Origin of the sequence: Algibacter sp. Ld11 (assembly GCF_045066735.1) — a bacterium.
GTDB lineage: Bacteria > Bacteroidota > Bacteroidia > Flavobacteriales > Flavobacteriaceae > Algibacter.
In genome coordinates, this window is record NZ_JBISHH010000007.1 from 145,150 (window position 1) to 165,686 (window position 20,537).

Annotated in this window: 17 protein-coding genes and 2 tRNA genes; 10 read left to right on the top strand and 9 right to left on the bottom strand. The window is 34.8% G+C overall.

Going from position 1 to position 20,537, the window contains the following annotated elements:
* Positions 1 to 50: 50 nt before the first annotated feature.
* The 8 genes from ACJJV4_RS03675 to ACJJV4_RS03710 all read right to left on the bottom strand — a co-directional run bounded on the left by ACJJV4_RS03675 (position 51) and on the right by ACJJV4_RS03710 (position 10,492).
* Entirely contained in the window at positions 51 to 881 is an 831-nt protein-coding gene (locus tag ACJJV4_RS03675; RefSeq protein ID WP_405292120.1) for a metallophosphoesterase family protein, read from the bottom strand.
* Positions 866 to 2,209: a sodium:solute symporter gene (locus ACJJV4_RS03680; RefSeq protein ID WP_405292121.1), complete on the bottom strand. Its 1,344-nt coding sequence runs from the start codon at positions 2,207 to 2,209 to the stop codon at positions 866 to 868. Before ACJJV4_RS03680 ends, ACJJV4_RS03675 begins: the two co-directional genes overlap by 16 nt.
* Entirely contained in the window at positions 2,202 to 3,644 is a 1,443-nt protein-coding gene (locus tag ACJJV4_RS03685; RefSeq protein ID WP_405292122.1) for a SusD/RagB family nutrient-binding outer membrane lipoprotein, read from the bottom strand. Before ACJJV4_RS03685 ends, ACJJV4_RS03680 begins: the two co-directional genes overlap by 8 nt.
* A gap of 69 nt (positions 3,645 to 3,713) precedes the next feature.
* Positions 3,714 to 6,905: a SusC/RagA family TonB-linked outer membrane protein gene (locus ACJJV4_RS03690; protein WP_405292123.1), complete on the bottom strand. Its 3,192-nt coding sequence runs from the start codon at positions 6,903 to 6,905 to the stop codon at positions 3,714 to 3,716.
* 55 nt (positions 6,906 to 6,960) lie between these two features.
* A complete protein-coding gene (locus tag ACJJV4_RS03695; protein ID WP_405292124.1) occupies positions 6,961 to 7,650 on the bottom strand; it encodes a DUF2064 domain-containing protein in 690 nt (229 codons plus the stop codon).
* A gap of 3 nt (positions 7,651 to 7,653) precedes the next feature.
* Positions 7,654 to 8,709 (bottom strand): arsenosugar biosynthesis radical SAM (seleno)protein ArsS, encoded by a 1,056-nt coding sequence (arsS, locus tag ACJJV4_RS03700; RefSeq protein ID WP_405292125.1) that lies wholly within the window; start codon positions 8,707 to 8,709, stop codon positions 7,654 to 7,656.
* A 172-nt stretch (positions 8,710 to 8,881) separates the two neighbouring features.
* Positions 8,882 to 9,217: an arsenosugar biosynthesis-associated peroxidase-like protein gene (locus ACJJV4_RS03705; protein ID WP_341561586.1), complete on the bottom strand. Its 336-nt coding sequence runs from the start codon at positions 9,215 to 9,217 to the stop codon at positions 8,882 to 8,884.
* Between the two features lie 132 nt (positions 9,218 to 9,349).
* Entirely contained in the window at positions 9,350 to 10,492 is a 1,143-nt protein-coding gene (locus tag ACJJV4_RS03710) for an acyl-CoA dehydrogenase (protein WP_405292126.1), read from the bottom strand.
* A 96-nt stretch (positions 10,493 to 10,588) separates the two neighbouring features.
* On the opposite strand from ACJJV4_RS03710, the gene ACJJV4_RS03715 reads away from it, so the two are divergent.
* From ACJJV4_RS03715 to ACJJV4_RS03760, 10 genes are all read left to right on the top strand, one after another.
* Positions 10,589 to 11,644, top strand: a complete 1,056-nt coding sequence (locus ACJJV4_RS03715) for an anhydro-N-acetylmuramic acid kinase (RefSeq protein ID WP_405292127.1) — start codon at positions 10,589 to 10,591, stop codon at positions 11,642 to 11,644.
* A 176-nt stretch (positions 11,645 to 11,820) separates the two neighbouring features.
* Positions 11,821 to 13,047 carry a Glu/Leu/Phe/Val dehydrogenase dimerization domain-containing protein gene (locus ACJJV4_RS03720; RefSeq protein ID WP_405292128.1) on the top strand — a complete coding sequence of 409 codons (1,227 nt, stop codon included), beginning with the start codon at positions 11,821 to 11,823 and terminating at the stop codon, positions 13,045 to 13,047.
* Between the two features lie 22 nt (positions 13,048 to 13,069).
* Positions 13,070 to 14,506 carry a sodium:proton antiporter NhaD gene (gene nhaD / locus ACJJV4_RS03725; RefSeq protein WP_405292129.1) on the top strand — a complete coding sequence of 479 codons (1,437 nt, stop codon included), beginning with the start codon at positions 13,070 to 13,072 and terminating at the stop codon, positions 14,504 to 14,506.
* A 177-nt stretch (positions 14,507 to 14,683) separates the two neighbouring features.
* Positions 14,684 to 15,385 carry a MotA/TolQ/ExbB proton channel family protein gene (locus tag ACJJV4_RS03730; RefSeq protein WP_405292130.1) on the top strand — a complete coding sequence of 234 codons (702 nt, stop codon included), beginning with the start codon at positions 14,684 to 14,686 and terminating at the stop codon, positions 15,383 to 15,385.
* Between the two features lies 1 nt (position 15,386).
* Complete coding sequence (locus ACJJV4_RS03735) at positions 15,387 to 15,779, top strand: biopolymer transporter ExbD (RefSeq protein ID WP_159019375.1); 393 nt, start codon at positions 15,387 to 15,389, stop codon at positions 15,777 to 15,779.
* Between the two features lie 27 nt (positions 15,780 to 15,806).
* Positions 15,807 to 16,691 carry an energy transducer TonB gene (locus tag ACJJV4_RS03740; protein ID WP_405292131.1) on the top strand — a complete coding sequence of 295 codons (885 nt, stop codon included), beginning with the start codon at positions 15,807 to 15,809 and terminating at the stop codon, positions 16,689 to 16,691.
* Positions 16,692 to 16,694: 3 nt separating this feature from the next.
* Positions 16,695 to 17,912, top strand: coding sequence for a bifunctional folylpolyglutamate synthase/dihydrofolate synthase (locus tag ACJJV4_RS03745; protein WP_405292132.1), 1,218 nt, complete (start codon positions 16,695 to 16,697; stop codon positions 17,910 to 17,912).
* Positions 17,913 to 17,977: 65 nt separating this feature from the next.
* A tRNA-Val gene (locus tag ACJJV4_RS03750) sits at positions 17,978 to 18,052 on the top strand.
* A gap of 74 nt (positions 18,053 to 18,126) precedes the next feature.
* A tRNA-Val gene (locus tag ACJJV4_RS03755) sits at positions 18,127 to 18,201 on the top strand.
* A 108-nt stretch (positions 18,202 to 18,309) separates the two neighbouring features.
* Complete coding sequence (locus ACJJV4_RS03760) at positions 18,310 to 19,080, top strand: response regulator transcription factor (protein WP_405292133.1); 771 nt, start codon at positions 18,310 to 18,312, stop codon at positions 19,078 to 19,080.
* Between the two features lie 130 nt (positions 19,081 to 19,210).
* On the opposite strand, the gene murF is transcribed toward ACJJV4_RS03760, so the two are convergent.
* Positions 19,211 to 20,479 (bottom strand): UDP-N-acetylmuramoyl-tripeptide--D-alanyl-D-alanine ligase, encoded by a 1,269-nt coding sequence (murF, locus tag ACJJV4_RS03765; RefSeq protein ID WP_405292134.1) that lies wholly within the window; start codon positions 20,477 to 20,479, stop codon positions 19,211 to 19,213.
* Between the last annotated feature and the right edge of the window lie 58 nt (positions 20,480 to 20,537).

Below are 20,537 nucleotides of genomic sequence, written 5' to 3' on the forward strand. Positions count from 1 at the left end.
TGATTTAGTCTCTCAAATTTAATAAAATTACATTTGGTAGTGATTTTGGTTTAAATAATATTAACACCAAAACCTTGTAAGCCACTTTCAATGGCTGGTAAAATTTCTGTATTATCCCAAATTCCGGTAACAATAGTTCTTGCATATTCTTTAGGAAGCAAGCCGTTTAACATGAGTTTGTTTGTTAATCTGTAATTATAATTTAAACTATAATGCTTAAAACTGAATGTGTTTTGCGAATCGTCTAAAATAGCATACCACACGTTTGGGCTACCATCGTTTGCAGGCATACCAATAACACCTGGGTTTAGCCATAGTTTATCGTCGTGCTTATCTTGGAAAGGTAATCCACAATGTCCGCCAATAACAACATCAAATTCATTACCATTAAAACTCGGCGCTTTGGCATCCCAAGGTGTGGATTTGAAAATAAATTCTGATGTATTTTCATAAGAACCATGAACGACTAAAACCTCCCTGTTAGCATAATTAAACGTAATATGGTCAGGTATCGTGTTAATGAAGTTTAGCGAATCTTTAGAAAGTTTACTTTGCGCATAAGGATACCATTGTTGCGAAAAACCATCACAGCGTGATCCTTTTCGAAAATCGCAACCACAATCTGTAGCACCTTCGCTAAGTTGTACTTCTACATTACCCGCAATACTTTTGGCGTTCCATATTTTAAATAGCTGCACAGTTTCTTCGGGCTGTGCACAATAACCAACAATGTCGCCTGTACAGATGCAATGCTCTGGCGGAATATTTTCTTTCTCTGCAATTTGCTTGAGTGCTTCTAGAGCCTGAAGGTTGCTGTAAACACCTCCAAAAAGTAAAACTTTACCAGAAATTTGACTTAATTCTTCTATTTTTTTATCCATTTTGGAATAATATATAATGTGATACAACTTAAAACGCCCCAGAAATTAATCCAAAGTAAATTGGCATATTTTCCTTGTGTAAAAATGAGTGATTCTGGGAATATGTTTAATACTAAAATGATGCCGAAAACTAATCCACAACTTACGCTGAGGTAATAACTTATTTTAGGAACATCCATATTCCAAAATAGAAATACAGGCGTTAAACCAATAACCATAGTTCCTGATATGGTTGTGGCCGATAATATTTCAGCATTTAAAAAAACGGGTATGGTACCCAAAACTGCAATAAGTATCATAGAAATACGCCCGAATGTTACGTTTTTTCCTAAGTTTAAATCGATAGATAGTAACTTGGAAAACGACGAAAACGTGGAATCTAGAGTTGAGGCAGCCGAGGTAATCATTATAAAATTAATAATAATTAAAATAAATACGCCAAAGGCTTTGCCAACCTTTACAGCAGCTTGGCCTTGCATATTTTGAGTCTGCGCATATACACCAATGATGCTAAATAAAATAATGCAAAGTGCACCCAAAACACTAGCGATTAAAAAACTTCTTCTTGTAACTTTAGGAGAGCTTATAAATGCTCTGTCTGTAAGTACAGGGTCGTGAAAAGGATAGCTAAACGATTGAATAATAGCTGCGAAAAATAGGTTTAAACCGAGTTCGAAACTCCATGTTCCAGATGAAAAAATGTCTTGAGTTGAGAAATCTTCGATTGAAAATATATGATATAAAATAATGAAAAGTAACACCGAAAATAATCCCATTTGGATGACGTCGGTAAAAATAGAGCTACTCAACCCGCCTTTTAAAGCATAAGCTAAAGTTAGAAATGTAAATAGTATAATGGACCAATAATAAGGGTCGCTTCTTGGCTCTCCAAAGTAACTGCCAATAACCATGGTGTTACTCCAAACTTCGTTAAACAGTCTAAAAGCAATTAAAATTGAAAAAATAGCCATAGCGCCTTTTCCAAATTTTGTAGTTAAAAAATGATGAATACTCTCAAAACCACCTTTTACTCTTAGTTGATAAAGCAAAATACCTGCAACAGCAAAAGATAGATAATACCCAGCATAAGCAACACCACCTACTAGACCAAATTGCAAACCTAGGTTTGCTGCATTGGTAATGCTTTTAGCAAAAATCCATGAGATTATTAGGCTTCCCGTTAAAACTATGGTGCCTGGTTTTTTTAATCTTTTGGTAGCTTTAAAAAACTGATCTGTTGTTTTAGCAAATGGCGATATAAAAAATAAAATCAAACTCGATGTTATAATTAATAGCCATTGCATTGTGCTTGTGTCTATATTATTCATTCCACCAAACGGGTATATTGATACTGTTGTTATCTGTGTTTAATGCAGCTTTCGAGTAGTTTTCTGCATTTAATGTTTCTTCTTCCGCTGGATAAGGCATTCTTAGTGGAATAAGATTATTATTTAAACTTGCAGAAATAGTTCTTAATTCAGGAAATCCAGTTCTGTTATACTCAATCCAACCTTCATAACCGTTTATAATATTTGCAATCCATTTTTGCGTTATAATTTGTTCTAATGGTGTTTTTGTTACGTGGTTATAAGCGGCATTTCCTATAAGATAAGTGTTTGGTAATGCCGTATTCCAATATTCAAAAGCTAGAGTAACTCCGGTTTCATATAGTTGTTGAGCATCTGCTGTAATTAATTTTTTTTCAGCAGCTTCAGCTAACGCAAAATGGACTTCCCAAGCAGTTATAAAATTAGCGTCTAGGGTAGAAGAGTCTTCACGAAAAGCGGTTCCTGCTAAAGAATAATTACCTAAAGATACCGATGTTGAGGTAGGGTCTATACCATTTAATAAACCATTGTATTCATTTGCAGTTGAATTAGAAAAAGGTTTAAATAGCGTACTTATTCTTGTATCCTCTAAACCAATTAAAATGTCTTCCATTGTTTTAGAAAGCACAAAGTTGTTGAAGTCTCCAGCTCTCAATTGGGATAGTCTAAAGCTGTTGGGGTTGGAGTTTGTGAAGTTAAAAATGGCATTTTCCGAATTTTCTGTTATATAAAGATTATCATTATAAAGTTCTTGTAGTCTTTCAGAAACATTTTCTTTATCCGAAATTCTTATTAGGTATTTTATTTTTAATGAATTTGCGAAACGAATCCAACCTTCTAAATCGCCATTAAATAAAATATCACCTTCAAGAGTAATGGCATTTGTGTAATTTTGGATTGCTGCAATACCTTTATCGAGGTTGTCTAGAATGCCTCCTTCATTTAAGTAGATTTCTTCTTGCTTATCGTATGCAGGCGCAACCATATTAGTTGCACCGTTAAAGGCTTCAAAATAAGGAACGTCTCCAAACAAATCTGTTAATCCTGCAGCCATGTAAGCTTTTAGAATTAAGGCCGGTCCTTCGTAAACTTTAAAGGCCTCGATAGTTCTAGATTGATTTAGTATAATGTCGTTATCCCTTAAATTTTTGTAAAATATTGGCCAAGGATTCCCTCCTAATTGCGGTGATTTAAGGGCGTGTCTGTCAAATAAATTAAAATCTAAGGCTGTTCGATGTTGGGATAATAAATCGCCGGCAACAAAACCTTCGTAGCTCATCTCTTCCCCGAAATTATAAATAACCTGCCTCAATAAAAGACTTGGTTGCACTGAGCTTGGTGAATTAGGGTTTGTGTTTATGGATTCAAAATCTTTTGTACAACTTATTAGCAGTGTTAAGCTAAAGATTGAAAGTATGTATATAGTTCTTTTCATCTAAAATTTTATTTTCATTCTCTTAAAAAGGAGAGAAGCGTTATTGATTTGTTTTAACTTTCGTGAGAACTAGAAGTTAATACTTGCTTTAAATCCTATGCTTCTCGATGTGGCATAACTCATATCTTCAACACCATTAACAAAACCATTCCCTTGCACGGCTAATTGCTCTGGGTCGAAGTGCGGATTTTCTGTAAAGGCAAAGAGGTTGTTTCCAATAATTGAAAGACTTAAGTCTGCGCCCTGTTTTAATCCTAAAAAGCCATCTTTAACGTTAAATGTGTAACCAATTGCAAATTGACGTAGCTTTAAAAAGGAGGCATCGTATACGTTGTTTTCTTCATGATTTCTGTTGTAAAATTGACTGAAATAGCTTTCTGCTGAAACCGCAACAGAATTGGGTTGCCCCGTGTTGATATTAACACCTTGTGCTGTAATACCAGCTTCGGGTCTATAGCTAGTTTCGGCTAATTGTCCGCCAACATTTCCGAGTGCCCTTGTTCTCGAAATTACCTCGCCACCTTGTCTCCAATCTATTAAGAAATTGATATTCCAATTTTTAAAATTGAAGTTGTTAGACCAGCCTAAGGTGAAGTCTGGATTGTAATTCCCTAATTTTATCAGCTCGTCACTTGCAATAAATTCACCGCTGTCATTAATAAGAAATTCACCACTAGGATTGCGTAGGTAACCTGTTCCATAAATATCACCAATACGCCCTCCTTCTTCAACCTGAAACCAAACCGTTTGGTTCGCACTGTCGTAAATTCTACTAAAGGCCAATGTTAATCTGCCATCAGATTGTGGCAAATTTTTAACCACTGATTGGTTTGTTGCAAAGTTGAATGTAGTATTCCAGTTAAAATTTTCTGTTTGTATTGGTGTAACTCCTAAAATAATTTCAATACCATGCGTGTTTACTTCGCCTCCGTTAACAACTTGTTCGTTATACCCAGAGGATATGGCTACAGGTAAGGAAATTATTTGATCTTCTGTGGTATTAGTATAATATGTGAAATCTAATCTTAACCGATTTTTTAAGAATCTTAAATCGGTTCCAAACTCATAAGAAGTTGTACGCTCTGGTTTTAAATTAGAATTTGGTATAAAATTTTGATTACTAAAAGTAGCTTCACCATTAAAAGTGGTTTGCGATACAAATGCTCCAGATGTTTGGTAGGGGCTGGTGTCATTTCCAACTTGTGCAAAACTAGCTCTCAGCTTAGCAAACGAAAATACATTTGGTAACTTAGCGACATTCGATAAAATAAAACTTGATGATACCGAAGGATAAAAAAATGAAGTGCCATCAACAGAAAATGGTGTTGCCAAAGCGCTAGACCAATCGTTTCTGCCTGTAACGTCTAGAAAAAGGTAATCTTTGTAGCCTAATTTCGCAATGCCATAAAATGAATTGATGCGTTTTTGGCTTTCAAATTGGAATACTTCAATTGGAGAGGCCGCATTATTTAAATTAAAAATACCTGGCTGTGCTAAATTAACCGTTTGCGATTGCTTTGTTGATGCATTTTGGTCTAAGCGATTTCCTCCTAAATAAACATCAATAGTAAAATCTTTAAATTGATTCTTGTAATTAAGTAAAAAATCAGTGTTAATTTCTCTAAAACTTACATCATGTTCTGCGTAAGCACCATTGCTAAAACGATTAGAGCTGTAGGCACGTTTTAGTTGGCGTGTTTCTGTGCTATAATCCATTCCTGTTCTTAACGTTAAGCTTAAGTTTTTTGATAGTTGTTGCTTGATAGAAACATTTCCAAAAATACGATCTCTCACAAATGAGTTTGTGTTTTCATTAAGTATAAAATATGGATTATCAAAGAATGAGTAGTTAAACGAATATTGCTGTACATCTTCTAAACCGGGTTGCCAATAGTTTTTAAGATTATCAATATTTAAGGATCTTGGGCCCCAGGCAACTAGTGAATAGTTAACATTTTCACTTCCGTAGCCATTAGAAGGCCTATTATCACTATTGGAATTGATATAACTTATTGATGTGTTAATTTCGGTTTTCTCACTAGGTTTAAAATTAAGTTTTGTTGAAATGGTTTGACGGTCAAGATTAACTCCCGGTATAATCGATTCGCTACGTAAATCGGTAAAGAAAAATCGGTAGTTACCATTTTCAAAACCATTAGAAATAGATATGTTGTTAATGGTTGTAGTTCCTGTTTGGTAAAAATCTTTTAAGTTATCCGGATTAGATACGAACGGAGTTGCTGTAATTGGTAAGTCGTTGTACAATGCGGTGTCTCCACCACGAACAAATGTGCCATTATTCAGTTGCACGGGGCTATCAAACTGTGGTATTAATGTGTTGCTATCTAACCGAGGGCCCCAAGAGTAGGTTAGAAAATCACTTGTTCCACCACCTAGACCATCAATATACTCAAATTGTCCAGATTGCCCTTGTCCATATTCATTTTGAAAATCTGGAAGTTGAAACGCAGTGTCTACAAATAAGGAGGTGTTAAAACTAATGCCTAAACCTCTTTTGTTACTTCCATTTTTTGTTTCAATAACAATAACTCCGTTTGATGCTCTTGTGCCATAAAGTGCTGCAGCACTCGGGCCTTTTAAAACAGTTACTGAAGCCACATCATCTGGGTTGACTTCCATAGCGCCGTTTCCAAAATCTATTTCCTGAAAACCAGAGGCAGCTTGATTGGTAAAATTAAAAACAGTTTCGTTGTTAATTGGAGTGCCATCAACAATAAAAAGAGGGTTGTTATTAGAGAAAGATGCTTCTCCTCTAATTGTTATTTTCGATGTAGATCCAACTCCAGTTGCACCTTGCGTTACCGTAACTCCTGCCAGTTTACCCTGCAGATTGTCTAAAAAGTTAACTGTTTTTACTTCTGTTAAGCTTTTCGATTTAATAGCTTGTACAGCATAACCTAAAGCTTTAGCGTTTCGTTTTATGCCTAAGGCTGTTATTACAATTTCGTTAAGTGCCGCAGCATCTTCTGTTAAGTTAACGTTTATAATCGTTTTGTTTTTTGTTGAAATTGTTTCCGTTTTATATCCTAAAAATGAAAATTGTAATGTCTTTATTTCTGTTGAAATTTCAATAGAGTAATTTCCATTTTCATCGGTAATAGTACCTGTTGCGTTGCTTGTTATATTTACAAAGGGTAGAGGCTCATTGTTTTCCTTGTCTGTAACACGACCAGTTATCGTCGTTTGTGCATGCGTAAAACCATATACGGCAAATAGCATGCATAGTAAAATATGCTTCATTTAATTGAATAAAAGTTAGATAAACCTTCAGGAAGGCTTAAAAGAATAATAAGATTTATTGTAAATGAAGTAGAGCAGGAGAGCCCTTGTTGTGTTGCCTTTTTAATACGAAGTTATTAAAGGCTGAAATATGGTAAGCAATTATTTTAGTTGAAATTGAAATAGACTGAAGTAAAATAGATTTGATAGCAGCCGAAATGCTTTTGAAACTATTTAAAACACGTTCTATATCGGAAGCATTATCAATATCTGTTAATACTTCTAAGTAATGAATTTTGGTGTTATTGGAAGCTAATGCTTTTGAAATACTTCTATTTAAACCAGCCGTTTGCCAAGGTAACTTTAAAAAAGTGTCTTTGTTAAACAGTTGCTTTTTTAGGCCCATTAAATAAAATCCACCATCTGTAGAAGGTCCTAAAACAATATGATTATGTTTTAGTTGCTCGGCAGTTTTTAAAATATGTTTTGCAGTTAAATGCGGTGTATCATTCCCAATAGTGATAATGGCTTGATACCCTTTGTTGTAAATAGATTGAATGGCGTTTGTAAAACGTTCACCAAAATTTGATCCAACTTGTTGGTTTTCGCTTAGATGAAAATAAGGTAAGCCTGTTTTTTTTGCAACATTTACAGTTTGAAGGTTTAACGCTTCAAACAAACCGCTTGTTGAGGATAATGGTTTTGATACCATCTCCTTTTCAGCAGAGTTCGCAAAAATTAATATGGCTACTTTATGGTTTTTCATTCGTTATGCAACAACGCCTTGACAGCTACTTCCTGCACCTGCGGTACAACCGTAACAATGTTGAGAAATTACAATGTCTCTACCTTCTAGAAGCTCTTCATTGTATTCGCTAATGTGTTTTGCTTTGCTATTTACGGGTAAATTAAGCATTTGATTAAAATCACAATCAAATAAATAACCATCCCAACTTATAGATAATGTATTGGTGCACATTACGTTTTCTACAGCAGAAGGATTGTAAGCTTCTACTAAAGAATACATATAATCTTCATAATTTTCTGAAGCGATAAGAAAATCTAAAAATCTTGCGATTGGTAAATTTGTAATGGCAAATAAATTATGAAACTGAATATCGAAATCTTCTTTTAAAGCTTTTTTGAAATCTTTTTCCATGGCAGCTTGATCACCTGGTAAAAAGGCTCCCGACGGATTGTAAACTAAATCTAATCGTAAATCACTGCCTGGCATGCCGTAACCAATAGCGTTTAAATCTTGCAGTGCTCTAATAGATTTATCGAAAACACCATCACCACGTTGTTTATCTGTTTTTCCACGCGTCCAGTGTGGCATAGAACTCACAACATGTACGTTATGCTTTTTAAAGAAATCTGGTAAATCGTAATATTTTTTGTTGGCTCTAATTATGGTTAGATTAGAACGTACAATAAAATCTTTAATCCCTGCTTTTGCAGCCTCTTCAACAAACCATCGAAAATCAGGATTCATTTCTGGAGCGCCACCTGTTAAATCTAAAGTGTGTGCACCAGTGTTTTTTATAACTTCCAAACATTCACGCATGGTATCGCGCGTCATGATTTCTTTTCGATCTGGACCTGCATCTACATGGCAGTGATCGCAAACTTGGTTGCACATGTAGCCTACATTTATTTGTAGAATTTCTAATTTTTTCGCTTTAAGCGGAAATTGGCCAGTTTCGGATATTTTATCTTTAAAGGTTGGTAATTCTCCGTTTTTGAAAATACCATTCGATAAAATATCGAGTTGCCTATTGCTATTTGCTAAGTCGCTTTCGCGTTTTTTTAGGGACTTTGTTGCCATTAATAGTTTTTATAAATTAAGATACTGTTCGCTTTTTATAAACAGTACTTGGCGGATGGGTGCGTTAGGGATTGAGGCGTTTGTTGAAGCTCTTTTTGTGTTGTTGCGTTTATGCAACACAAAAAAGCGACTGCCGAAAGCCCGACCCTTTTCGGGTAACGCCCAAAAATTTCTACCCGTCTAATTTGTTTACTTTATTCATCATTTGTACGCCGTGCACTAGCGTTGCACCGCTTTTTATGGCTGCACCTACGTGTATGGCTTCCATCATTTCTTCTTTAGTTACGCCGCGTTGTAAGCCATCTTTGGTGTAAGCGTCTATACAATATGGACATTGCTCGGTGTGAGCAACGGCAAGTGCGATAAGTGATTTTTCGCGGGCTGTTAACGCGCCTTCTTCGAAAACTTTTCCGTAATATTCAAAAAATTTCTCGCCTAAATCTTTGCTCCATTCGGTAATTTTTCCAAATTTTCTTAAATCGGCTGGATCGTAATATGTTTTTTGCATGATTTTATTTTTTACGAAATAATGAAATCTATTTGTAATTGTCGAGCACTTTCGTGATTCTTAACAAAAAAAGACTCAAATATTTTGAGCCTTTTTTTATAATTGGTGCTTTTATCATGTAATAAGGTGGTGTTATTCTTTAATTAAACTTCTAGAAATAACGATTTTTTGTATTTCTGAAGTGCCTTCGTAAATCTGTGTTATTTTGGCATCGCGCATTAAGCGTTCTACGTGATAATCTTTTACAAAACCGTTACCACCGTGTATTTGCACAGCTTCTACGGTGTGCTCCATAGCGACTTTACTAGCGTATAGTTTTGCCATAGCGCTCGATTTATCGTAATTAAGGCCTTGGTCTTTATCCCAAGCAGCTTTCATAACGAGCATACGTGCCGCTTCGATATCTGTATACATATCTGCTAGCTTGAATGCTATGGCTTGGTGGTTGCAAATCTCAGTACCAAATGCTTTACGTTGTTTGGAGTATTTTAATGCAAGTTCATAAGCACCAGAAGCGATACCTAAGGCTTGTGCAGCAATACCAATACGTCCGCCAGAAAGTGTTTTCATTGCAAAACGGAAACCAGAGCCATTAACACCAATACGGTTTTCTTTAGAGACTTTTACATCGTTAAATTGAAGCGTATGCGTGTCACTACCGCGAATACCAAGCTTATCTTCTTTTGGTCCAATATGGAAACCTTCCGTGCCTTTTTCAACTATAAAAGCGTTTATGCCATGCGATCCTTTATCGCGATCCGTTTGCGCAATTACAAGGTAAACATCGGCGCGACCACCATTTGTAATCCAGTTTTTTGTACCGTTAATTATATAGTGATCACCATGGTCTATGGCTGTTGTTGCTTGCGATGTAGCATCACTTCCAGCCTCGGGTTCGCTAAGGCAAAAAGCGCCTACAAACTCGCCCGTAGCTAGTTTTGTTAGATATTTTTGTTTTTGTTCTTCAGTACCATAAGCTTCTAGTCCGTAACAAACTAAGGAGTTGTTTACAGAAACTATTACGGATGCCGATGCGTCTATTTTAGAAAGTTCTTCCATAATTAATACATACGAAATGGCATCCATGCCGCTTCCGCCGTATTTTGGGTCTACCATGATGCCTAAAAAGCCTAAATCTCCCATTTTTTTTACAAGCGATTTTGGGAATTCTTGTTTATTGTCGCGTTCAATTACGCCAGGAAGCAATTCGGTTTGAGCAAAATCGCGAGCAGCATCGCGTATCATAATATGTTCTTCTGAGAGTTTAAAATCCATAATTCGTAATTAAAGGGTGTTAAAAATGTAAAAAATGTTTTCAAATATAGGTTTTTAGTGTGAATATTTCAATGGGTATTGTTATTTTTACATCCGATGGAAAAAAAAGAATATCATGTTGTAGGTGTAATGTCTGGAACATCTTTAGACGGAATAGATTTAGTTGAGGTGAAATTTGTTTTTAATAAAACCTGGGATTTTGAAATTGTTTGTGCCGAAACGGTAGGGTATTCTATTGCTTGGCACAAAAAACTTAAAGGTTTAGTAGACTGCTCTTTAGAAGCCTTAAAAATTATAGACGACGACTATACTATTTTATTGTCGGAGGTTATAAAAACGTTTATAGCAAAAAATAATATTCAAAATATTGACGCCGTTTGCTCTCATGGACATACAGCTTTGCATAGACCAGAAAATAAATTAACGTATCAAATAGGAAACAAATCCATTTTAGCAAAACTTATAAACGAAACTTTAGTTTGCGATTTTAGAGTAGCAGATGTTGAACTCGGAGGGCAAGGTGCGCCATTAGTACCTATTGGTGATCGATTATTGTTTTCTCAATACGATTTTTGTTTAAATTTAGGCGGTTTTGCAAATATCTCTACTGAAATTAATAACGAACGCGTTGCTTATGATATTTGTCCCGTAAACATAGTTTTGAATATATATGCTCAAAAACTAGGTTTGAATTATGACGATGGTGGAAAAATTGCGGCCTCAGGTAACTATTTAACTCAGTTAGGAAATCAGCTTAATCATTTAGAGTTTTATAAAGAAATGCCTCCAAAATCTTTAGGTTTAGAGTGGGTGCATAAAAATGTACTTCCGTTAATTGAAGCATCGCAAGCTTGTGAAAAGGATGTTTTGCGAACATGTTCCGATCATATCGCAGAGCAAATCTCGAATGTTTTAAAACCAAGAACAAAGGTTTTGGTAACAGGGGGAGGAGCTTATAATACTTACATAATTTCCAAAATTAAATCGAATATTGGAGCAGAAATTATTATTCCTAATGCAGAATTAGTTGAGTTTAAAGAGGCTTTAATTTTTGGCTTCCTAGGTGTGTTAAAATTGCGAAATGAAGTGAATTGCCTAAAATCGGTTACTGGGGCATCAAAAAACCATAGTTCTGGTAGAATTTATTCTTAAAATAACAGAAATTTAATCTTCCAAGATTTTTAGTTTTTTTATATTTGTTACTTAATTATTAATAATTTAAAATTTTTATAAAATGAATCAACTTTAGCTACAGATATCGACATATTACTCGTAAAGCGTAAGCTAAAAACTAAAAATATTCATAAAAATTTAAGATTATAAAAATAATGAAAGCATTATTAAAAAAGTACGAAGATAAAGCACCTGAAATAATATTTAATTGGAAAGACTCTGAAACTGAAGCAGAAGGTTGGGTTGTAATAAACTCATTGCGAGGTGGAGCAGCCGGTGGCGGAACACGTATGAGAAAAGGGTTGGATATGAACGAGGTATTGTCTTTGGCAAAAACCATGGAGATTAAATTTACCGTTTCTGGTCCTGCAATTGGCGGAGCCAAATCGGGAATTAATTTCGATCCAAAAGATCCAAGAAAAAAAGGTGTTTTAGAGCGTTGGTACGCTGTGGTTTCGCCATTGCTTAAAAGTTATTATGGTACAGGTGGCGATTTAAACGTAGATGAAATTCATGAAGTAATTCCTATTACCGAGCAAAGTGGTGTTTGGCATCCACAGGAAGGGGTTTTTAATGGCCATTTTAAACCTACCGAAGCCGATAAAATTAATAGAATAGGCCAGTTAAGACAGGGTGTAATCAAGGTTATTGAAAATCCGGATTTCTCACCGAGTGTATCAAAAAAATATACCATAGCCGATATGATTACTGGTTTTGGAGTTGCCGAAGCAGTAAAGCAGTATTACAATATTTATGGCGGATCTGTAAAAGGAAAACGCGCTGTAATTCAGGGGTTTGGAAATGTTGGAGCGGCGGCTGCATTTTATTTGTCTCAAATGGGGGCAAAAGTGGTTGGAATTATCGATATTGCAGGAGGTTTAATTAAGGAAGAAGGTTTCACCTTTGAAGAGATAACAAAGTTGTTTTTAGCCAAAACAGGTAATACGTTGGAGGCGGAGAATTTAATACCTTTTGAAACGATAAACCAAGACATTTGGAAATTACAAACGGAGATATTTGCACCATGTGCTGCATCACGATTAATCACTCAAAATCAAATCGATGAGATGATCAATAGTGGTTTAGAAGTTATTTCTTGTGGCGCTAATGTTCCATTTGCCGATAAAGAAATATTTTTTGGTTCCATAATGGAGCACACCGACAATCGTGTAAGTTTAATACCCGATTTTATTTCTAATTGTGGTATGGCAAGAGTGTTTGCATATTTTATGGAACGTCGTGTACAAATGACAGATGAGGCTATTTTCAATGATACCTCAGATAAAATTAGAGAAGCGATAGAAAAAGTATATTTAAAAAATAAATCAAAAACCGAAATTAGCGCTACAGCTTTCGAGCTTGCGCTAAGTCAACTAATCTAAAAAATCAATTTTAATATTTAATATGGAAGCAGCAATTATTTTAGTATTTGTTTTTGGCTATTTAGCCATAACAATGGAGCATAGTATCAAAATAGATAAATTAATACCCGCGTTAGTCATGATGGCTATTTGTTGGGCTTTAATTGCTTTAGGCTTAGATGGATTTACTCAATGGTTCGATTCTGCTAACCATAGCTTAATGGAAAATTTTGGTGGGTTGCCTTTAAATGATGTTTTAGATGAAAGTGGCCACGTGGTTACATCTGGTAAAATGAGTTTAATGGAAAGTACCTTATTACACCACTTAGGTAAAACTTGTGAGATATTAGTGTTTTTATTAGGTGCGATGACCATTGTTGAAATTATCGATTATTTCGATGGATTTTCAACTATTAAAGATTTTATTAAAACAAAGAAGAAAAGTAAAATACTATGGATTTTTGCTATTCTAGCATTCATTTTATCTGCAATCATTGATAACTTAACAGCTACTATTGTATTAATTTCAATTCTTCAGAAAATTGTTAAAGATAGAAGCGTACGTATTTGGTATGCCGGTTTAATTATTATCGCTGCCAATGCTGGTGGTGCTTGGTCTCCAATTGGAGATGTTACAACTACTATGTTATGGATTGGTAAAAAAGTATCAACAGGACATTTAGTAGGTTACCTATTATTACCATCATTTTTATGTATGGCAGTTCCAACATTTATCGCATCATTCTTACCTGCATTTAGAGGCGATTTAGATGTGGAAGAAACGATAGAAAAGCCAAAATCTAAATTTAGTAGTAAAATGCTTTACTTAGGTTTAGGGGCTATTGTATTTGTGCCAATTTTCAAAATGATAACGCATTTACCTCCTTATGTTGGTATGATGTTGTCTTTAGCTGTTGTTGCAATTTTTGCAGAAATTTATAGTAATGCCAAATTTAGTATGACGGATCATGATTCTGAAGAAAGTGAAGCTGCTGCTCACCATAGTCCTGTGCATCATTCATTATCTAAAATTGAATTACCAAGTATTTTATTTTTCTTAGGAATTTTAATGGCTGTTGCAGCTTTAGAATCTTTAGGGATCTTATTCAATTTTGCTGGATCATTACAAGATTCTATGCCTATGTTAGGAACAGAAATTCACCCAGGCGGACACGAAGGTGTTTCGGATTTAGTGGTATTATTGTTAGGTGTAGGTTCCGCGGTTATCGATAACGTGCCATTAGTAGCGGCTAGTTTAGGTATGTTCCATGAGCCAATGGATAACGAGCTTTGGCACTTTATAGCATATTCTGCTGGAACAGGTGGTAGTATGTTAATTATTGGTTCTGCAGCTGGTGTAGTAGCAATGGGAATGGAGAAAATAGATTTTTTCTGGTACCTTAAAAAAATTGCTTGGTTAGCCTTAATTGGTTTCTTGGTGGGTGCTGTTGCCTTTATGTTTACCAGAACTTTATTTTAAAATATAGTTTATTTCGCTTTCGCGGAAAAATGGCATACATGTTGATTATAGTGTCGTTTCAGTGATACATGTAAAAATAAGGTGTAAAGGTTTTATACTTTGTTTGAAAATAGTATTAAAATGACTATAATTTAATATGAATATGTACGTTATAGAGTTGCAATAAATTAAGATTATATGCTAAATACATTATTACAAAATGCACAAGAAGGTGCAGAGGTGTTAACAGACGGAGAACCAGTTGAAAAAACACTCTCGATAATAGAATTAATTAGTAGTGGCGGTTTTGCTGGACAAATTATTATAGCTATTCTGTTTTTATTATTAGTAGTAGCCATTTATATTTATTTTGAACGTTTGTTTGCTATTAAAGCTGCATCACAGGTTGATGCTAACTTTATGAATCAAATAAAAGATCACGTAAGTAATGGTAAAATAGAATCGGCACAAGCCCTTTGCACGCAGGTAAATTCGCCAGTTTCACGGTTAATAGGAAAAGGGATTTCTAGAATAGGGAAACCCTTAGCAGATATAAATACGGCAATTGAAAATGCAGGACGTTTAGAAATTTACGGTCTAGAAAAAAATGTAAGTGTACTTGCTACCATTTCTGGAGCGGCACCAATGATAGGTTTTCTAGGAACTGTTGTTGGGATGATCTTGGCGATTTTCGAACTTGCAAATGCCGGAGGAAGTATTCAAATGGATGTTTTGGCTAGCGGACTTTACACAGCCATGACAACTACGGTTGCTGGTTTAATTGTGGGTATTGTTGCTTATATTACTTATAACCATTTAGTGGTTAAAACAGATAAAGTGGTGTATCAAATGGAAGCTAATTCCTTAGAGTTTTTAGACCATTTAAACGAACCTTCTTAGTATGAATTTTAGAGGAAGAAATAAGGTTACACCAGAGTTCAATATGTCGTCTATGACGGATATTGTATTCTTGTTACTTATCTTTTTTATGATTGCTTCTACCTTAGTGACTACCAATGCTATTGATATTTTATTGCCAAAAGCGAGTGGGAAAACTGAGAATAAAAAATCAATAGCAGTTAGTATTAAAAAAGATTTAACCTATTATATAGATCAAAGTCGAGTAGGCGAAAGCGTTCTTGAAACAGAATTGATTGCAGCTTTATCCAAAAAAGAACAACCAACTATTGTTTTACGAGCAGAAAAATCGGTGCCAGTAGAGCATGTAGTAAAGGTTATGGATATAGCCAATAGAAATAAATTTAAGGTTATTTTGGCGGTTCAGCCTAATTAGTAACTTAAAGGAGGTACGTCGTTTACTATGAAATATTTCAAAACCAAACATGAAAAAGATTCAGCAAAAATAACCACTTTAATAATGGTTATTCTTTTGTTGCTTCTTTTTGTTGTCGGCCCGCCATATATGGATCCTCCTGAGGAATATGGTGTTGCTGTAAATTTTGGAACTACCGATTTTGGTAAAGGCGACGTACAGCCCAAAGCACCTATTAAATCTGAACCGCGTGAAGTTGAAAAGCTTCCTGAACCGGAAGCAGTTCCTGAGCAGGCAGAAGCAGCTAAACCCGCTGAAACAAAGGAAGAGGTTTTAACAGCAGATAATGCGGAAGAGATTGCTATAAAAAAACAAAAAGCGGCTGAAAAAGCCAAAGCGCAAGCTGAGGCAAAGGCTAAAGCTGACGCTAAAAAGAAAGCAGAGGCTATTGCTAAAGCGGAAGCTGAACGAGTAGCGAAAGAAAAGCGCGAACAAGAAGAAAAGAAAAGGAAATTAGATGCTTTAATTGGCGGTGTTAGTAAATCGGAAGGAACAGAATCTGGCGGCGAAGGCAACGATAATAAAGCAGGAGATAAAGGGCAATTGGATGGTAATCCATATGCGCCAAGTTACTTCGGGTCAGGATCCGGAAGTGGTGGAATAGGTTACGGTCTTAATGGTCGTGGTCGTGCATCTTTCAATACAGTAAAACAAGATTGTAATGAATCGGGACTAGTGATTGTTAAAATCATTGTAAACCAAAGCGGTGAGGTTGTTGAAGCTGAGCCAGGAGTAAAAGGAACGACTAACACAGCACAATGTTTGTTAGAGCCTGCAAAAAAAATAGCACTTTCTCATAGATGGCCAGCAGATTCTAAAGCACCAGCAAAACAAATAGGTTTTGTGAAAGTAAACTTCAAATTGGGGCAATAACACATGACTTACAACGATACTTTAGATTGGATGTTTTCTCAACTGCCAATGTATCAAAGGCAGGGTAAATCGGCCTATAAGGTAGATTTGAGTAACACAGTTTTACTTATAAATCATTTAAATAATCCACATCAACATTTTAAAACCATACACGTCGCAGGAACTAATGGAAAAGGTTCTTCTAGCCATATGTTGGCTTCTGTTTTACAAGAGGCAGGTTATAAAGTGGGTCTGTATACTTCGCCTCATTTAAAAGATTTTAGAGAGCGTATTAAAATAAATGGTAATGAAGTAAGTGAAGGATTTGTAACGGGCTTTATTAAACGTAATAAATCATTTTTTGAGGCTAATCAATTATCGTTTTTTGAAATGACGGTTGGTATGGCATTCCAATATTTCTATGAAGAAAAAGTAGATGTCGCCATTATTGAAGTAGGTTTGGGTGGCCGATTAGATTCTACAAACATTATTACACCAGAAGTTTCAGTAATTACAAATATTGGGTTGGATCATACACAGTTTTTAGGGAATACCTTAGAGACTATAGCTTTTGAAAAAGGCGGTATTATAAAGCCTAATGTACCAGTTGTAATAGGGGAAACCCAAAAGGAAACAAAACCTGTATTTATAGAGTTAGCAACTAGAAATAGTTCAAATATTATCTTTGCAGATCAGCAATTACCGAATAATTATTTATCTGATTTAATAGGAGATTATCAAGTCAAAAATATTCAAACGGTTGTAACTGTTCTTAAAATTCTTCAACAGAAAAGTTATACTATTTCCGAAAATAATATCGAGAAAGGTTTACTTAAAGTTATAAAAAATACGGGTTTGTTAGGGCGTTGGCAGATTTTAAATCGGGAACCTAAGGTGGTTTGTGATACAGGACATAATAGAGAGGGTTTGATTTATGTAATGAAACAGCTTTCTAATGAAGTTTATAATAACCTGCATATTGTTTTTGGAGTTGTCAATGATAAAGATTTATCTTCTATCATAGATTTATTACCAAAAACGGCAACATACTATTTCTGTAAACCAAATATTTCTCGCGGATTAGGTGCAGATGAATTAAGGAGAGTTTTCAGTGAGTATGATTTACACGGAGACGCCTATAGTTCGGTAGATGAGGCTTATAAACAGGCAAAAGAAATGGCATGTGCAGATGATTTTATTTTTATAGGCGGGAGTACTTTTGTTGTAGCAGAAATAATTTAAATTTTTTTCAAAAAAACTCTTTGAAAAGTCAAAAAGTAGTGTATCTTTGCACCTCCTAATAATTAGGGCGCGTAGCTCAGTTGGTTCAGAGCACTTGGTTTACACCCAAGGGGTCAGGGGTTCGAATCCCTTCGCGCCCACATTAAGTTTAAGATAATATCTTAGACTTTTTTTATACGTGAAAAAGGAGTTTGAATACTCTTTATAATTGTTAGGGCGCGTAGCTCAGTTGGTTCAGAGCACTTGGTTTACACCCAAGGGGTCAGGGGTTCGAATCCCTTCGCGCCCACAGAAAAAAACCTAAGAAAACCTTCTTAGGTTTTTTTTATGCGAAAAATCTAGCTGAATTTTTAATACTGTCATATTTTTACTATTTTAGGGAGACTAATCCTCTCTCATGGCTAGATTTAACATTAAGGACACTTATAAAGAAATCTTTAAATCGCACGATAATCCCTCTCTCAAAAAGCATATAGAGAAATTTATTGAGTTGGATACTTACTTGCCGTATAGTTCTACTTTTTTTTGTGTTACCAACACACAAGATTTGTCTTTTGAATACATTAGTAAAAATATGAACGCTTGTTTAGGCTTGGATAAGGCTGAGTTAAAAGCTAGAGGTATGCGCAATTTTTGGAGTAGAATGCATCCAGCAGATTTGGAACAGTGGCTTCAAGGATTGAATGAATTGATGAATTTTACGCTCTCAGAGATTTCTGTGGAGAATAGAGAACGCATGAGTTATACTTGGAATTATCGTTTAAAAAACTCAAAAAACGAGTATGTTAATGTTATCCAGACAACAACACCGCTTGAGTTTGATAGTGATAATAAACCTATTATAGGCTTGGCCCATTATACCGTTTTATCTGGCCAAGTGGTAATGCAAGTTTGTGCCTCTGCTAAATTGTTAAACAAAAACGATGAATATGAAACTGTCTATTTTGGAAACTTTTCTCATAAATTATTAAAGGGAGGCATTAGTAATAGAGAACGTGATATTATTAGGCTACTGGTTTTAAACCAATCTAGTAAGCAAATAGGAGATAGCCTCAATATTAGCTCTAATACGGTTGATACACACCGAAGAAATATTTTAAAAAAATTAAACATTTCGTCTACAGGAGAGTTAGTTGGTATGCTCAAAATGAATAATAACTTACTTTAGTTTTTAAAATACTCAAATTGAGTATTGCACAAATTTTATAAAACATTGATCTTTACAGTGCTATTAATTAGTTCTTAGGGAGAATTATTTTAACAGAGGTGTCTGGTTTTTTAATCAGGCACTTTTTTTGTTAATTCAAAATTCGTTCTAAAGCCATTCCTCTAGAACCTTTTATTAAGATTGTAGAATCCTTTATTTCTGAAATATTTACAGTTTCTTCTAAGTTAGAATATGAGTTGTATTTTTTTAAGCGTTCAGATTTAGTAATTGTAGTGAAAAAGTTTTCACCAACGAGAATAATAGATTGTATGTTTAGTGAAATAGCTAAATCTGCGATGGTTTGATGTTCTGAAATAGCTTCTGACCCTAACTCGAACATATCCCCTAATATAGCTGTTTTATGACCTTCTTGTTTTTCTAAATTTAATAGAGCAGCACGCATACTTGTTGGGTTCGCATTATAAGCATCTAATATTATTTTGTTACTCGCTTTTTCAATAATTTGAGAGCGATTGTTTGTGGGTCTGTAGCTTTCTATAGCTGATTTAATAGAGATTGTGTCTACTTTAAAATATTTACCAATTGCGATGGCGGCAGCAATATTGTTGAAATTATAATCGCCAATTAATTGACTTGTAATAATACTATCTTCAAATTTGGAAATAACAAAAGGTTGCGCTTCTATAAAGTTAATGTCTGCATCTGTATTTTTTGTTCCAAAGGTAAAACGCTTGGCGTATTCTGTTTTATTTATTTGTATTTTATCATTTGAGTTAACAAATACCGTTTTGTTATTGGCTATTAAGTAGTTGTACATTTCACTTTTCCCTTTAATCACGCCTTCAACACTGCCAAAACCTTCTAAATGCGCTTTACCAAAGTTTGTAATATATCCAAAATCTGGTTTTGCAATGTTGCATAAAAAATCAATTTCTTTTTGGTGATTTGCACCCATTTCTACAATACCAATTTCTGTATTTTGGTTCATGGATAGCAAAGTGAGTGGCACGCCAATGTGGTTATTTAAATTACCTAGTGTTGCTGTGGTTTTAAAGTTTTGAGATAGCACGCAATTTATTAGCTCTTTTGTTGTTGTTTTTCCGTTACTACCTGTTAATGCAATAATAGGCAGTTTTAGATATATTCGATGAAAACGCGCTAAGGCTTGCAGGGTTTCTAGAGCATTTTCTACTAAAATCGTTTTATCTGGAATTTGATATTCTTTTTCGTCAATAACGGCAAATTTTGCTCCTGTTTTTAAAGCTTTTGTTGCGTAGCTATTACCATTAAAGTTTTCGCCTTTTAAGGCAAAGAACAAGTCGTTGTTTTTAATCTTTCTCGTATCTGTTGATACGGCACCACATTCTAAGAAAAGGCTATGTAATTGTTCTATTTTCAAAACTTAATATTTTAAAATAAATGTATAAAAAAAAGTCCTAACATACCGCTAGGACTTT